The organism is Mucilaginibacter gilvus, from assembly GCF_004054195.1.
In the GTDB taxonomy this organism is placed as follows: Bacteria; Bacteroidota; Bacteroidia; order Sphingobacteriales; family Sphingobacteriaceae; genus Mucilaginibacter; species Mucilaginibacter gilvus.
Genome location: NZ_SBIW01000003.1, coordinates 125,033 through 141,264, shown reverse-complemented (window position 1 = coordinate 141,264; position 16,232 = coordinate 125,033). Strand labels below are relative to the sequence as shown.

Here is a 16,232-nt window from a genome sequence, read left to right as displayed (position 1 = left end):
AAAGCCCGGTGAACAGCATCAGCTATTCGGACATATCTCCTAAAGGTACCTATGTAGCCATCGTAAGCCGCGGCCGCCTGTTTGTGTCGCCGGCCAAAAGCGACCGCTGGGTAGAGATTACACGCAAAAGCGGTATCCGCGTAAAGGATGTTCATTTTATTGATGATAAAAGCATTGCAGCCCTATCTGACGAAGGCGGCGAATACGAAATATGGAAGGTAAACGCCGACGGCAGCGGCGATGCCAAACAGCTAACCAAGGGCAGCAAGGTAATCATCTCATCGTTTGCGGTATCGCCGAATGGCAAATACATCGCCTACAACGATAAAAACGATGTATTACGCATTGCAGAAGCTGCTACCGGCGATATAAAGTTTGAATACAAAGATTCTTATGCGGGGATAAACGAATTGTCGTGGTCGCCCAATAGCACGTTCCTGGATATCTCGCAAAATTTAGAGAACCTCACTGTGCAGGTAAACGTGATAGACACCCGCAGCATGAAAATGATACCGGTTACCACCAGCAGACTAAGCAGCTACAGTCCCGCCTGGGCGGCGGATGGCAAGTGGCTTTACTTTTTAAGCGACAGGAATTTGCATTCGGTGGTAACATCTCCATGGGGGCCAAGGCAACCGGAGCCTTATTACACCAAAACCACCAATATTTATGCCATGGCTTTGGATACTGCGGCTAAATTCCCCTTTCTGCAAACAGATTCATGGTTAACAGATTCGGTATTTACCACGGTAGATAAACAAGGCGTTACCAAAACAAAAACCGTAAGCAAGAAAAAGCCCTCCGTGCAGCCCGCCATGGTATATAATTGGGCAACGGCACAAAAATCGCTTTACCAGGTGCCCGTAAAAAGCGCCAACATTGCCGGCTTAGCCATAGCAAACGGCTTTTTATACTGGCTGGATATGGGTATTGAAGGCGACGACGATGGCGGCAAAATATTCGCACTAAAAATTACTGAAAGCAAAAAACCAACGCCTACCGAGGTAGCATCTGGCGTGTCGGGCTTTAATGTATCGGCCAACGGCAAAAAGCTACTGATAAATTACAGCAACAAAAACCTGGCTGTTGCCGATGCCGATGGCAGCAAGGTAGATGCCGATAAAGCCAAGGTAGAATTAAACAACTGGAGCTTCGCCATAAACCCGCCCGAAGACTGGCAGGAGATGTTTAATGATGCCTGGCGCATGATGCGCGATTACTTTTACGACCGCGATATGCATAAGGTAGACTGGGCCGCCGTTAAAAAACAATACGAGCCCCTGCTCCCCCGCGTAACCGACCGCTACGAACTGGACGACCTGCTGAGCCAAATGGTAGGCGAACTATCGGCCCTGCACACCTTTGTATATGGCGGCGACAAACGTACCTCGCAGGATAAGATACAAACCGGCGTATTGGGTGCTAAATTAAGCAAGAGCGATGCCGGCTTTAAAATTGAACACATATATGATTCGGACCCCGATTATAGCTTCTCCTCCCCTTTGGCTAAGCCCGAGTTACGCATAAAGGAAGGCGATGTAGTTACCGCCATTAACAACGTGCCGCTGAAAGATGTAAATAACGTAGGCGAACTGCTGGCCAACAAGGTGAACATCCCCGTAAAACTTACCCTGACCGATAGGGCTAAAAAGAGCTACGAGCAGGTGGTAAAACCATTTTCGGCGCGTGACGAGTATAACCTGCGCTACGGCGAGTGGGAATATTCGCGCAGGCTAAAGGTAGATAGCGCCAGCAATAACGATATTGGCTACGTGCATCTGAAAGCCATGGGCGGCGATGATATGGACGATTTTGTGAAACAGTTTTACCCCATCTTCAACCGTAAAGGGCTGATACTGGATGTACGCGAAAACTTTGGCGGCAACATTGATAGCTGGGTGCTGGAAAAACTGATGCGCAAAGCCTGGATGTACTGGCAGGGCCGCACCGGCGGGCCAACCTGGAACATGCAATACGCGTTTCGTGGGCACATGGTTATCCTGTGCGACCAGCAAACCGCATCAGACGGTGAGGCTATCACCGAAGGCTTCCGCAGGCTTGGCCTGGGCAAGGTTATCGGCATGCGCACCTGGGGTGGTGAAATTTGGTTATCATCCGATAACCGAATGGTGGATAACGGCATAGCCAGCGCTGCAGAAATGGGTGTATTTGGTCCCGAAGGCAAATGGCTGATAGAGGGTCGCGGCGTAGAACCGGACATGGAAGTGGATAACCTGCCTTACGAAACTTATAAAGGGAAGGATGCCCAGCTGGAAGCAGCGTTAAAATACCTGCAACAACAGATAAAAGAGCACCCGATAGAAAAAGTAGTATCGCCAAAATTCCCGGATAAATCGTTTAAATATCAACAGTAAAGTGCTTTAATTATGTTACAAACACATACAGCAAATGCCGCCTAAATCAAATTACGATGAGCAAGCAAAACTACTTGCACAAGCTACAGATATAGCCATTTCTTCGTTCGAGTATTATCCGCCTGATGACTGGAACGAAAATACTATTAGTTACATAACCAAGACCTATTCTGACTGGCGCGAAGATGCATTGAATCCCAAACCGCAATTTAAAAACATAGTGAGTTTCAAATATTTATCTAATGAGATTTTTACTTATTTTCAAGAGGGAAGCGGAACTCCCGTAGATAATTTTTGGAGCGAATTAAATTAGCCGACTTGCCATACAAGTGCGAAAACAAAATGGCAAAAATTTTGAAATCTAAAAAAATCACTTCTCAAATTCAGTACGACTTTTTAATTGACGTAATTGTGCCCTACCAGCAGGAAGGACTTATAAACGACGAAGATGTTTTGTTATTAAACGCATTATTAGTAAAATTTGAAAGCAGGGCAACTAGCAGGTCTGGCGGGAAAAAGCAATAATTCCGTATTGCTTTTATTCTCAAAATTAATTTAGCTTTGTTTTAGTATAAACCTGATATAAACTTAATGAACATCGTAGCGGAGCAATCAACTATTCCGGGGCTCATCCGTAATGTTGTAGCAAACATACACCCCGACACCCATACCTTTATGATGCATAAGGTAAAGGATACCTGGGTAGAGATCTCTTATAAACAAGCCCTCGAAAAAATTGACGCTATTTCGGCCTGGTTCCTGGATATTGGGATTCAAAAAGGCGACCGGCTGGCCCTGCTTATAGAGAACGGCCCCGATTATGTTTATTACGACCAGGCTCTGCAGCAAATTGGCGCGGTAAATACATCCATATACCCTACCCTTTCCGAAACAGAAATAGAATATATCCTGAATGATTCGGAGGCGCGTACCATCCTTTGCGGCAACCCGTTCTTGTTTCGTAAAGTTTTAAAGATCGCCAATAGTTGTAATTCACTTATCCGCATTATCCCCGCTTTTGACGATTTTGAAAAATTCAGCGATAAGCTAAATTTAAATGCAGGCGTTATCGGGTTTAAACAAGTGATTGAAGAAGGCTTGCAATGCGTTGGCAAATATGCCCAGGCTATCAATGCCGCAAGAGAAGCTATCCTCCCTTCAGACCTTTCGTGCCTTATCTATACATCCGGCACAACGGGTACACCAAAGGGGGTAATGCTTACCCACAGCAACCTTACTGATAATGTACGCTGGAGTTTAACGCAGATCCCTATTATTGAAAGTTCGGATCTGTTCTTGTCATTCTTACCATTATCGCACGTTTTTGAACGTACCGCCACCTACTACATCTCCATGAACAAGGGCTCTACCATTGCCTTCGCGCAAAGCCTGGAGCTTTTGGCCAAAAACATGATGGAGGTAAAGCCAACCATATTATGCTGCGTACCGCGCTTGCTGGAACGCATCCACGACAAGGCCATGAAGAACGGACTTGCCGCAGGCGGCATGAAAACCAAAATATTTACCTGGGCATTGAAAATTGGCGAAGAAGTACGCAAGGGGCGTGAGGAGGGTAAAAAACCGGGACTGCTATTGTCCACCCAACATAAATTGGCAGACAAGCTGGTTTTCAGCAAGATAAAAGAGAAAACAGGTGGCAATTTAAAACTGCTGGTATCTGGTGGCGGGGCATTGCCAAAAAATATTGGGGAGTTTTTTGGCAATATCGGTATTATGGTATTGGAAGGATTCGGCTTGACCGAAACTTCTCCGGTAATGGCGGTAACAGAAGATCATCGCATCATCATCGGTACCGTTGGGCGTATTATCCCGGGTATTGAGGTCGCCATTCAAAATGTGGATACCAAGAAGATCTACACCATACAAACACATGATAACTTTAAACCCGATTTCACTTCGGAAGAAGGTGAGATCATTGTGCGCGGACATTGCGTGATGAAAGGCTACTGGCGCAAGCCGGAGGAAACCGCGGTGGTAATAGACAAAGAAGGCTGGTTTCACACGGGCGATATCGGTCGTTTTTATAAAGGCAACCTGCAAATTACCGACAGGCTGAAAAATATGCTGGTGAACGCTTACGGTAAAAACATTTACCCTACCCCGGTAGAAAACACCTATCTCAAAAGCCCCAAAATTGAACACGTATTTTTATTGGGCGATAAACGCGAATACATCACCGCTATATTAGTTGCCGGCCGTGAGCTGCTCCAGGAAACTTTCCACCTGGGTGACGATTTCTTTGAGAAACCCGATGTGTTTATCGAAGACCCCGAGATCATAGAATGGATAAACCAGGACGTTAAAAAACACTCCAACGAACTGGCCAAATTCGAGCGCATCAAAAATTTTAAGCTGAAACGTTTACCATTCAGCATGGAGGAGGGCGAGATAACCCCTACTTTGAAAGCCAAACGTAAAGTGATAGAAAAGAAATACGCCGAAGCGATAGACGAATTGTATCTACAGGAAACGGAGGCAGAGTAAAAGCTCTGTTACTGTTTCTTAGTAGGCGTGTACTTCCAAAAATCCTTTTTTAACGATGGATTGCCGGTACCTGCGTAACCTACACCGTCTATAGTAAAACTTACGGCATCGTAACGCGCCTCGCCGCCAAATGTGGTTACTTTTATCCAACTGTTAGCAAGAGCATCGTATTTGTACCAGTCATCTGAAGATCCGGTGGCAATGGTGCCCATCCCCACGTAGCCATCGGTGCCGATAACAAACTGGCTGCTAAAAACACGTTCTTTACCTGTAAAATCGGCCTTGGCAGTCCATTTGTTGGTAGCGGGGTCATACTCCCAAAAATCCTTCTTTACAATATCCGGCGATGAGCCGCCTAAACCAGCATAACCTTTACCGCCTATAGCAAAGGCAGCTACGCCAAAACTACCGTTACCGGGATAATCAGCAAGGCGTGTCCACTTATCAGCGCCGGCTTCGTACTTCCAAAAATCCTTATAGTTGGCATCGTAGTTATTGTTGGTGCCCAGGCCAAGATAGCCCGAGCCATTTATTTCAAATGCAATTACATTCTCTCGTGCCACACCTGGAAAATCTGCCTTTTGGGTCCATTTATCGGTGACTGGGTCATATTCCCAAAAATCTTTATTTTGCGCAATCGCGCCGGGGTCGTCATACTGCACCCCAAATCCGGTGCCCATATACGCTTTGCCGCTTATGGTAAAACCGCGAATGTATTCTGCAGCCTGGCCGGGATAATCAGCCTTTTGGGTCCATTTATCGGTAGCGGGATCGTACTCCCAAAGATCATACAAAGGCAATACGTTAAAACCCGAGCCTGCATTACCACCAACCAGGTACCCCTTTTTTCCAATGGTGAAAGCATACGCGCGCACCCTCCCTACCCCCGGAAAATCGCCAAGCTGTTTCCATAAACCCGGCAGCGCATTAGCGTAGTTGGGTACAAAGGGCTTTTCCTTTTTACAGGAAAAAAGCACAGCGACAGCGAGAAACAAAAGGGCTACTTTTTTAAAAGGCATAATTGGTTGGTGAGATAAGGTAAATATATCATTTACATTTTATAATGCGCCGATATACTTACTTCATAAATACGTAGTTATGCCGGCTGCGGTTGCTTTTTAAGCGTTTAGCAGTTCCTGGTAAATATCAATAAACTGCCCAACATGCAGCCCATCTGTTAAGCCATGATGAACGGTGATAGATAACGGCATCATCTTTTTCCCATGCACCTCGGTAACCTTACCTACCGATAATTTGGTTGAACTATCCTGATAAGAAAAGCTGCGGGCATGGGTTAGCCCGGTAAACTTTATCCCCGGCATTGCCGAAAAGTGGATGATATTGTTGTAAGATACACTCAGGTCGAGCCCTTTAGTGGCCAGCATCCGTTCTGTTTCCGTTTTAGCCAAAGCGACAAATTCATCAAGCGCAGGTACAAAGGGTACAAAGCCAAACCCAAAGGTCCCGTTTGGCCTGAGCACCACGTGGGTAACATCTATCTGGTCGTATAAAAAAACCTCGTTGTTTATAGCGCGGTACCTAAAGTTCTCGTGTGTGTTTATTGCCGTAATAGCACAGTGCAGGTAATACAGATAAAATGATACCCCAAGCTCTTTAGCCCTTTGGTAGGCCGTGGTGACATCTATTTCTACATTGAGGCTAAAATAAGGCTCCTCAAAACTATTAAAGAGTTTAAAATGGTCTTCGCGCAGCCAGCCTTCCAGTTCAATTTTGGTTCTCATCTACAATAATTCCAGTATATCCTTAATACTTTCTACGCTTTTGAAGCGCTCGTTATCAATACTCTCTTCAATCTGTTCGTGCGCCCAGGTGATGTGGTAAGGTATATGTACGCCGTAGCCGCCCACGTTTAGCACGGGCAAAATATCACTCTTTAAGGAGTTACCCACCATCAGCAGTTCCGAAGGTTGAATATCGAGGTGTTTAAGCAATTTCAGGTAATTGGCATCATCTTTCTCGCTCATGATTTCAATGTGGTGAAAATACGGATTTAAGCCAGATTTACGCAATTTACGCTCCTGGTCAAGTAAGTCGCCTTTGGTGGCTACTACTAATCGGTATTTGCCTTTAAGAGCTTCCAGCACTTCTTCCACCCCATCCAGCAATTCGATAGGCTGATTAAGCATTTGCTTGCCCAGATCCATAATTTGCTTTACTACATCGATGCTCAGCGTGTCGTTGGTGATCTTCATGGCGGCCTCTATCATGGAGAGGATAAAGCCCTTTATGCCGTAACCATACAAACCAAGGTTCTCTATCTCAATGCGCAGCAGCTCGCGCTCGAGGTCGCGCCTTGACAGGTATTCACTCAGCAGTTCGCAAAAACGCTCTTCTGTTTCCCTAAAATATGGTTCGTTCACCCAAAGGGTATCATCAGCGTCGAACGCGATAACTTTGATGTTCATGCGGTAAAGGTATTTATTTGAAATAAATATTCATACCCTATCTGGTTTCCTATCTCAAATCTAACATCTCATATCTAAACAAAAAACCCTATTTTTGCACCCTTAAAATACACCGTTTTAATATGAGTATTGCGCTATCCGAACAGGAACTTATACGCCGGGAATCGTTACAAAAACTACGCGAACTGGGCATTAACCCTTACCCTGCCGAAGCTTATGATGTAAATGCATGGGCACAGGATATTAATGATAATTTTGAAGCTACCCCCGATAAATATAAACAGGTTACCATAGCCGGCCGTATTATGACGCGCCGTATTATGGGCAGCGCTTCTTTTGCCGAGATACAGGATTCTACAGGCCGTGTGCAGATCTACATCAAACGCGATGATATTTGCCCGGACGAAGACAAAACGCTTTATAACACCGTATTTAAAAAATTATTGGATATCGGCGATTACGTTGGTGTAAAGGGCTACGTTTTCCTTACCCAAACCGGCGAGATCTCGGTTCATACACAGGAACTAACCATCCTATCTAAATCGCTAAAACCGCTTCCTGTTGTTAAACGCGAGGACGATGGCACCATTCACGATGGTTTTACCGATCCGGAAATGCGTTACCGCCAGCGTTATGTTGATTTAACCGTTAACCCCGAATATAAAAACATCTTCATCAACCGCTCCAAGGTGATCAGCGCTATGCGCGGTTATTTTAACATGCAGGGCTGGATGGAGGTGGAAACGCCTATCCTGCAGCCTGTGCATGGTGGTGCAGCGGCCCGTCCGTTTGCCACGCATCATAACACGCTGGATATGCCGCTTTTCCTGCGTATTGCCAATGAGCTTTACCTGAAAAGACTCATCGTCGCCGGTTTTGACGGCGTTTACGAGTTTGGTAAAATGTTCCGTAACGAAGGTATGGACCGCACCCACAACCCGGAATTTACCGCTATGGAAATTTACGTGGCCTACAAGGATTATATCTGGATGATGGCCATGGTAGAAGAATGTTTAGAAACTGTTGCCAAGGCTGTTCATGGCATTCCTGTGGTACAAGTTGGCAAAAACGAGATAAACTTTGCCGGCCCTTATGAAAAGCTGAGCATGTACGATTCTATCCTGAAATATACCGGGATCGACGTATCCGCAATGGACGAGGCTGGCTTGTTAAAAGTTTGTGCCGATTTAGGTATCGAAACAAACGCAACAATGGGAAAAGGTAAACTGGTAGATGAGATCTTCAGCGCTAAAGTAGAAGCAAACCTGATACAGCCAACTTACATAACCGATTACCCAATTGAAATGACACCGCTTGCCAAAAAACACCGCACCAAAGATGGTTTGGTGGAGCGCTTTGAGTTGTTTGTGAACGGTAAGGAAATAGCAAACGCCTACTCGGAATTGAACGACCCGATTGACCAGCGTGAGCGTTTAGAAGAGCAATTGATATTGGCCGGCCGTGGCGACGATGAAGCTATGGCAATGGACGACGACTTTTTACGTGCACTGGAATACGGTATGCCTCCAACATCAGGCCTGGGTATCGGGATCGACCGCTTGGTGATGCTGATGACCAACCAAAGCACTATACAGGAAGTATTATTCTTCCCGCAGATGCGCCCGGAGAAAAAAGCGAAGGTAGTTACTGTGGATGATTTCATCGCCGAAGGAGTACCTGCTGTGTGGGTACCTGTGCTGAATGAAATGGGCATCAACACGGTGGAGGAGCTAAAAGCGACTAACCCTAATAAGTTATTTAACGATTTAGGCGGTATGCGCAAGAAAATGAAACTGGATATTCCTATGCCTACCAAGGAAGAAGTGATAGCCTGGTGCTCGTAAACCAGTTTCCTACAACAAAACAATGAAGGCCCGTCAAGGGCCTTTCTCTGTTTTGTAACTATTCAAATTTCTTCCCTGCCGATACACTTGGCCAATTATCTGTGCGGAAGGGACTTACGGGCATCCCTTGTGTGTTAAACAGGTTGGCATCAATTGGGGCATCAGTCCAGGCGTAGCGGGCAGCTACCGGCTTGGGCACATTCGGCGACCAGATCTTTACCTGGTTGCCGCTTATTACTGCTTGCGCGTAGTAAAACTTATGATCGGCACCCGCGATTTCAAAGCCTTTTAAGTAGCCGTATTTATCCTTCACCATCAAACCATTTTCGGCATGGGTAAGGTTGATCATAGCATAACCTATGCTAAAATCGGCAGATGCCAATTGAGGACTTTCGGCAAAACCTGGCACATGATAAACAACGTTGAACGCAGAAGCAGCCAGTCGGTAACCAACTGTAGCCTTATCTCTCGGGTGAATATTAAAAGCATCGCCCACATCAATGGTTATGGCTGTGCCCGTATTGGGCAATTTTAAGGTGGTGTTCTGCGCTTCACGCAATTCGGCCCAACTACTGCCTGTGTTGCTGTTTTGTGTACCACCAAACGATGCCAGTTGTACAAACAGGAACGGGAACGGAGATTTCCATTTTTCCCGCCAGTTGTTTATCAGTAGCGGGAAAACAGTACGATATTGATAAGCCCGCTCCACATTGGCTTCGCCCTGGTACCAGATCACGCCGGCAATGCCATAAGGCAGCAAAGGGTTTATCATGGCATTATAAAGCGAAAATGCGTTATTATTAGGCATAAAATCGAAATGGTAGGGTTTACTCAGATCGGGTATTACCCGCCATTTACCATCGGCGAAACTTATGGTAGTATCCGCGAAACGGGTGTTTAAGTCGCCTGAATACGCGGTAAGACCAATATCAAAGCGCGATGTATCTTTTTGCCCGCCAAGGGCGACTAACAAGGTGTTCGCCCCACCTTTCCAACTCCCCGCAGGCAGCTGATATTTGTTATCGACGGAGTTGCCATCCTTATCTATCCGTATACCATTAATATAAATAGCGGCACTGGTGTTGGTTTGCCCTAAGGAAATGGTCGATGGCTCCGTAGCGTAGGTGCTATCTAAAATAATAGTTCGCTGCATAAACCCTTGTCCCCGGTAGGAGTATAATCTTCCAACCCACTCCCACGAGCTCGGCATATACCCCTGCTGCCAAGTATCAAAAAAGCTTGCAGGCTTTGCGGCGAGCTCAGCGGTTGTATAATTAACAACAGGCATACCACGATATGCCCATAGCTTTAAGCGCTTGTCTGCCCTTGCTGCCAACTCTTTGTCGTTTACCGGTAATCCAGGTACCACTGCGGCTAATTCGTGCGACGCGAGCATGGCGTCCTTGCTTATCCAATCCTCGGCTTCGGTACCGCCCCAGCTGCTGTTGATGATACCAACGGTAACGTGTAGGTTTCCCGCCAATCGCTTGGCGTAAAAATAGCCCACGGCAGAGAAATCGCCAACGGTATTTGCCGCGGCTACTTTCCATTCACCGCCTGTTAATTCTGTTTCAGGTTTCAGGCTTACTTTATGCGGGACATAAAATTGGCGCACAGGAACGATCGCAGCAATCTTACGCTCTGCCTTAAACCCATAAGCGTTCTTCAACTGAAACTCCATATTAGATTGCCCCGAGCATAACCAAACCTCGCCCAGCATTACATCGGCATAAGTGATGGTTTCCTTGCCCGATGATACGATCATGGTGTATGGGCCGCCTTCTTTCATGGCGAGATAGCTTACTTTCCAATTGCCCTGCGCATCGGTAGTAGCAGTTTTAATGATGTTATTTAAACTAACACTCACCTTAGCGCGCTTTGCAGCTTTACCCCAAACCGGGATGGCTTGATTTCTTTGCAACACCATATGGTTGCTAAATAACTTACCTGTAGCAAGTTGCGCAAAACCGGCCTGTGTACAAAAACATGCGAGTGCAACGAAGAAGAAAACTTTCATGATCGGTATAGTAAAGAAAGGGTTTATGGGTTGGTTACCGGGAGTAAATATAGCCAATTGGCTGCAATGGAGAACGTTATCAACACATATCTTCCACAATTGTGAAAAATAACGGCGCCCGCTATTCACAATTCCTTAACAGAATGATAAAACTAATCAAACTTTCGTTTTAGCTAAGATGTTTAACTTTATATCAAACACACTAATACGAATACACATGACTAATTCCATCCTCGAGATAACCGAAAACGAATACCTGATAAAATTGAACAGAAATACTTTCAACCTGTCGTTTATTCGCAGCCTGCTTAAAATGGTGGAGGTGGCCGAACCATCCGAAGAGAAAGCTTATAATGTTGTTGACAGGCATATCGCCGCCAATCAAAACCATTCTTCGGAGCCGGATTATTTTAGCTCGCTCGACGAGAAATAAAATTTTTCCTGCTTAGAATTTCTGCTGACGGAAACCGCCGCGTATTACCTGCGGCTTATCCATTTGCGCCATTTGGCCTTTCATCATCTTTATCTGATCGGCAAGGAGTTTGTTTTTGTCGTCTTTAGCAGCTTCCTTTAAATATACATCAGCTTCGCGTTTGCTATTATTTCGTTGCGCTGCAGAAGCACCCGCAGCATTTGCCTTTGCCATAGATATACCCGCAAGGCTCAACTTAGCCAACGCGGTGTTGTGGCTCATGCCCATTCCCAAGGTAAGCGCTTTCTTAAAGTATTTCTCAGATTTTAATGGCGCTTTGCGCGATTCTATAAGGCCAACAAGCAGGTTGTAATAACCATGCTGACCTTTGTATAGTTGTTTTTCGTAATCGGTAATTTTAAGCAGCCATTTTCCCGATTCTTCGGTATTTTCTTTACGCAGGTAATACTGCGCAATCAGCATGTTCTCGTTAAAAAAGAAGGTGAGCAATATTAAACCGCCAATTAAAAACACAGGGATGCCCCATCCCCAAAAGCCAAACACGCACAGGGCAACACCGCCACCCATCGTAACACAAGCAATAATTAACCTAACTATATTCGACATAATTTGTATTAGTATAATCAAAGTGCGAATATCGTTATTTGTAAGCTTACAATAAAACATCTGTATTAATATTTATGGCAGGAGAATTAGAGCCCAGCTGGCAGAAAGCCATCGGCACGCAATTAACAGAACCGTATATGCTGGATTTAAAAAACTTCCTGGTGACAGAGAAGGACGCTGGCCACGTTACGTACCCAAAAAACAAGGAGATCTTTAATGCTTTTAATATAACGCCTTTTGACAATGTAAAGGTTGTTATTATAGGCCAGGACCCTTACCACGGGCCAAACCAGGCACATGGTTTGTCGTTTTCGGTAAGAGAAGGTATTGCTGTACCGCCGTCTTTACGTAATATTTACAAAGAATTAGCTACGGATATCCCGGGCTTCAACATACCCCAAACCGGCAACCTTACCAAATGGGCCGAACAAGGTGTACTGTTACTAAACGCCACCCTAACGGTTCGCGCGGCTACAGCAGGCTCGCACCAAAAAAAGGGTTGGGAAAAGTTTACCGATGCTGCCATCAAAACCCTGTCGGATGAGAAAACAGGTATCGTATTTATACTTTGGGGGGCATACGCGCAATCAAAAAGCGCGCTCATCAACCCCGATAATAATCATCTTATCATCAAATCCACGCACCCCTCTCCCCTTGCGGTAAGCCACGGCGGATTCTTTGGCTCCAGGCCGTTCTCTAAAACAAATGACTTTTTGAAAAAACTGGGGAAGAGAGAGATTGATTGGTAAATCGGGTAGATGTGCAGATATGCGAATGTGCAAATTTCAGATGTGCAAATATGCAGATGAAAAAAAATGCCCTTAAACTAAAATGTGCAGATCAGCTTTTATTGAAGCTCATCTGCACATCTGAATTTGCATATCTACACATCTATCTTAATATTCCAGCGGCACTATCGGCTCCTTCTTACTTGTGCTCATAATCATCATCGTTTGGAAAGTTTTTACCACAGTGATGCGGCTTATTTTATCCATAATGAGGCGCTCGTACGATTTGATGTCGCGCACGTAAACCTTCAGCAGGAAATCGCATTGCCCGGTTACGTGGTGGCACTCGGTTACTTCCTTAATATTTTGGATCTCATCCAAAAACGTTTGGATGGTATTCTTCTGATGAAAATCCAGCGAGATCTGGATAAAGGTTTTTATACCCAAACCCAATTTCTCTTCGTCCACTAATGCATGATAGCTTTTAATGTACTCAGCGTTCTCCAGTTTGCGCACGCGTTCTAACGTAGGTGCCGGTGAAAGCCCTATTTCGTTGGACAGCTGCAGGTTGGTTATGCGGCCGTTTTCCTGTAATATCTTGAGTATTTGAAGGTCTATCTTATCTAATTCAGCTCCCATGGTACATGCAAATATAAAATAATCTACATCACACAAAATATAATTCCACACAAATATCGTTTAGCAGAACAAATTAAAAATAATGGTAATTTTTTAGACAAGTCTAAAAATAATATTATATTTGCCTAAATGAATACATTAGCCGAGGAGAATTATTTAAAAGCCATCTATAAGTTATCGTCGCTTACAGAGAGTGTGAGCACTAACCAAATAGCTGCAGCTATGGAGACGAAAGCCTCGTCGGTTACGGATATGCTGCGTAAGTTGTCTGATAAAACACTTATTAATTACACCCGTTACCAGGGCGTAAGCCTTACCGAGGCCGGCGAAAAAGTGGCCATCAACATTATCCGCAAGCACAGGCTTTGGGAATATTTTTTGGTAGAAAAATTGAATTTTAAGTGGGACGAGGTACATGATATGGCTGAGGAATTGGAACATATCTCATCCAACGAGTTAATTGACCGGCTGGACGAATTTATGGGCTTCCCAAAACGCGACCCGCACGGCGACCCGATACCCGATTGCAACGGGCAGTTAAAAATAAATGATCTTAAACCAATTTCGGCACTGGCTGTTAGTGCCGGTGGTATCATTTCGGGTGTTAGGGATCACTCATCCGTTTTTTTACAATATCTGGAAAAACAGGGGCTCATCATCGGCAAAAAAATAACAGTGAAAGAGATCATCAGTTACGATAACACAGTAGTACTGCAAATGGATAACAAAGTTTTACAAATAAGCCGAGAGGTGGCCAATAACCTTTTGATAGCGATATGATAACAAGCGAATCGTTGGGCAATGTGCACAACTCGGTAGGTACCGAAAACAAAACCGGCTGGCGTAAACTACTTTCATTTTTAGGCCCCGCCTATTTGGTAAGCGTTGGTTATATGGATCCTGGTAACTGGGCAACCGATTTAGCCGCCGGCAGTCAGTTTGGTTACAAGCTAATATGGGTGCTGCTGTTATCAAACATGATAGCCTTGCTTTTGCAAAACCTTTGCGTAAGGCTGGGCATCGTGCGCGGGCTGGATCTGGCACAGGCATCCAAACACTCCTACCCCCGTTTTGTGAATTTTTGCCTGTACATATTAGCGCAGATCTCCATCATCGCCTGCGACTTGGCGGAGGTGATAGGTATGGCCATTGGTTTAAACCTGCTGTTCGGTTTGCCGCTAATATGGGGAGTATGTATTACCATGCTGGATACCCTGTTGCTCTTGTTCCTGTTGAATAAAGGGATGCGCAAACTGGAAGGCTTTATTATATCGCTGATATTTATTGTGGGGCTGGCCTTTTTATTAGAGATGTTCATTGTGCAGCCACATGTAATTGACGTTGCTAAAGGCTTTATCCCGACAGAGTTGAACAGCCGCTCGCTTTACCTGGCCATTGGTATTATCGGCGCCACAGTAATGCCGCATAACCTGTACCTCCATTCCTCGCTGGTGCAAACCCGAAAGATAGACCGAACAGAAGAAGGCATAAAAACCGCCATCCGCTATAACTTCTGGGATACTACTATTGCCCTTAACCTTGCTTTTTTTGTGAACGCGGCGATACTGATACTGGCTGCCAGCGCATTTTTTGGCAGAGGTTACCACGAAGTTGCCGAGATACAGGACGCACATAAACTGCTCAGCAATATTTTTGGCAAACTGGCACCTGCCTTGTTTGCCATAGCGTTGATTGCTGCCGGGCAAAGCTCTACCGTAACCGGCACACTTGCAGGGCAAATTATTATGGAAGGCCATCTTAACCTGCGTATAGCACCATGGCTGAGGCGTTTGCTCACCCGGATATTTGCCATAGTGCCCGCTTTTTTTACCATCCTCCATGCGGGGGAAGAAGGTCTGGGCAAACTATTGATATTAAGCCAGGTAGTATTAAGCCTGCAGTTAGGTTTTGCTATTATCCCGCTCATCCATTTTACATCTGATAAAAAACGCATGGGTAAATTTGCCACCGGGTTGCCTTTAAGAATACTGGCCTGGATCTTCGCTGTGCTGATAGTAGGATTGAACGTGCGCCTGGTGATCCAGGAAATTGGCACCTGGGCAGATGCCAACCAGGGTTCGGCCAATTTGGTGCATTTTGTAATAACACCTATCGCCGTAGCCATTGCCGCGTTGCTGGTGTATATTTTCCTCCGTCCGCTATTATACAAACATACTGACCAGCCGATTTACATTCCGCATGGTATTGCAGCATCGCTTGATAATTTAGAGCCTGTGCATTATAACCATATAGCGGTAACGATAGATTTCTCTAAAAACGACCAGGACTGCATCCGTCACGCTTTAATGCAGGGCGGCAAGAAAGCCAAATACAGCCTCATCCACGTGGTAGAAACAGCCGGGGCGCGGTATTACGGCAAGCAGGTGATGGATAACGAAACCCAAAGCGATGTAAACAATTTGGAAAAGTATGTGGAGGCACTGACCAAGCTAAACTACAAAGCCGAGGCGAAAATTGGCTACGGTGGCCCTGCCAATGCTATTGCCGAAATTGTGAACAGCGAAGGCATCGATTTTATTGTCATGGGTTCGCACGGGCACAAGGCAATTAAGGACCTTATTTTTGGGACCACGGTTAATACCGTGAGACATAAGGTAAACGTACCTGTGCTGGTTGTTAAACCGGCCGCAAAATAATT

Annotated in this window: 15 protein-coding genes; 9 read left to right on the top strand and 6 right to left on the bottom strand. The window is 45.4% G+C overall.

All coding sequences use genetic code 11. The features are described 5' to 3' along the window. Positions 1–8 precede the first annotated feature (8 nt). The 4 genes from EPL05_RS06670 to EPL05_RS06655 all read left to right on the top strand — a co-directional run bounded on the left by EPL05_RS06670 (position 9) and on the right by EPL05_RS06655 (position 4,880). Positions 9–2,375 carry a S41 family peptidase gene (locus tag EPL05_RS06670; protein ID WP_128533180.1) on the top strand — a complete coding sequence of 789 codons (2,367 nt, stop codon included), beginning with the start codon at positions 9–11 and terminating at the stop codon, positions 2,373–2,375. 34 nt (positions 2,376–2,409) lie between these two features. Further along, a complete protein-coding gene (locus EPL05_RS06665; RefSeq protein WP_128533179.1) occupies positions 2,410–2,688 on the top strand; it encodes a hypothetical protein in 279 nt (92 codons plus the stop codon). A 29-nt stretch (positions 2,689–2,717) separates the two neighbouring features. After that, positions 2,718–2,900 (top strand): hypothetical protein, encoded by a 183-nt coding sequence (locus EPL05_RS06660; RefSeq protein ID WP_128533178.1) that lies wholly within the window; start codon positions 2,718–2,720, stop codon positions 2,898–2,900. A gap of 66 nt (positions 2,901–2,966) precedes the next feature. Beyond that, positions 2,967–4,880 carry an AMP-dependent synthetase/ligase gene (locus EPL05_RS06655; RefSeq protein ID WP_128533177.1) on the top strand — a complete coding sequence of 638 codons (1,914 nt, stop codon included), beginning with the start codon at positions 2,967–2,969 and terminating at the stop codon, positions 4,878–4,880. Between the two features lie 8 nt (positions 4,881–4,888). On the opposite strand, the gene EPL05_RS06650 is transcribed toward EPL05_RS06655, so the two are convergent. The 3 genes from EPL05_RS06650 to EPL05_RS06640 all read right to left on the bottom strand — a co-directional run bounded on the left by EPL05_RS06650 (position 4,889) and on the right by EPL05_RS06640 (position 7,306). Next, a complete protein-coding gene (locus EPL05_RS06650) occupies positions 4,889–5,899 on the bottom strand; it encodes a Kelch repeat-containing protein (RefSeq protein ID WP_128533176.1) in 1,011 nt (336 codons plus the stop codon). A 99-nt stretch (positions 5,900–5,998) separates the two neighbouring features. Further along, positions 5,999–6,622, bottom strand: coding sequence for a CatA-like O-acetyltransferase (locus tag EPL05_RS06645; RefSeq protein WP_128533175.1), 624 nt, complete (start codon positions 6,620–6,622; stop codon positions 5,999–6,001). Next, entirely contained in the window at positions 6,623–7,306 is a 684-nt protein-coding gene (locus EPL05_RS06640; RefSeq protein ID WP_128533174.1) for an HAD family hydrolase, read from the bottom strand. Between the two features lie 122 nt (positions 7,307–7,428). Between EPL05_RS06640 and lysS the strand changes: the two genes are divergently transcribed. Next, positions 7,429–9,150, top strand: coding sequence for a lysine--tRNA ligase (gene lysS, locus EPL05_RS06635; RefSeq protein WP_128533173.1), 1,722 nt, complete (start codon positions 7,429–7,431; stop codon positions 9,148–9,150). 58 nt (positions 9,151–9,208) lie between these two features. On the opposite strand, the gene EPL05_RS06630 is transcribed toward lysS, so the two are convergent. Next, entirely contained in the window at positions 9,209–11,167 is a 1,959-nt protein-coding gene (locus tag EPL05_RS06630) for a sialate O-acetylesterase (protein ID WP_128533172.1), read from the bottom strand. A gap of 217 nt (positions 11,168–11,384) precedes the next feature. Here EPL05_RS06630 and EPL05_RS06625 point away from each other — a divergent pair, with 217 nt between their 5' ends. Beyond that, complete coding sequence (locus EPL05_RS06625; RefSeq protein WP_128533171.1) at positions 11,385–11,600, top strand: hypothetical protein; 216 nt, start codon at positions 11,385–11,387, stop codon at positions 11,598–11,600. Between the two features lie 12 nt (positions 11,601–11,612). Here EPL05_RS06625 and EPL05_RS06620 read toward each other — a convergent pair whose 3' ends face one another. Further along, on the bottom strand, positions 11,613–12,206 hold the full coding sequence (locus EPL05_RS06620; RefSeq protein WP_128533170.1) for a DUF2892 domain-containing protein: 594 nt from the start codon (positions 12,204–12,206) through the stop codon (positions 11,613–11,615). Positions 12,207–12,280: 74 nt separating this feature from the next. On the opposite strand from EPL05_RS06620, the gene ung reads away from it, so the two are divergent. Further along, positions 12,281–12,955, top strand: coding sequence for a uracil-DNA glycosylase (gene ung / locus EPL05_RS06615; protein ID WP_128533169.1), 675 nt, complete (start codon positions 12,281–12,283; stop codon positions 12,953–12,955). Between the two features lie 147 nt (positions 12,956–13,102). On the opposite strand, the gene EPL05_RS06610 is transcribed toward ung, so the two are convergent. After that, positions 13,103–13,573: an Lrp/AsnC family transcriptional regulator gene (locus EPL05_RS06610; RefSeq protein ID WP_128533168.1), complete on the bottom strand. Its 471-nt coding sequence runs from the start codon at positions 13,571–13,573 to the stop codon at positions 13,103–13,105. A gap of 129 nt (positions 13,574–13,702) precedes the next feature. Between EPL05_RS06610 and EPL05_RS06605 the strand changes: the two genes are divergently transcribed. Both EPL05_RS06605 and EPL05_RS06600 read left to right on the top strand, forming a co-directional pair. Then, complete coding sequence (locus EPL05_RS06605; protein ID WP_128533167.1) at positions 13,703–14,353, top strand: metal-dependent transcriptional regulator; 651 nt, start codon at positions 13,703–13,705, stop codon at positions 14,351–14,353. After that, positions 14,350–16,230 (top strand): Nramp family divalent metal transporter, encoded by a 1,881-nt coding sequence (locus EPL05_RS06600; RefSeq protein ID WP_128533166.1) that lies wholly within the window; start codon positions 14,350–14,352, stop codon positions 16,228–16,230. Before EPL05_RS06605 ends, EPL05_RS06600 begins: the two co-directional genes overlap by 4 nt. The last annotated feature ends 2 nt before the right edge of the window (positions 16,231–16,232 follow it).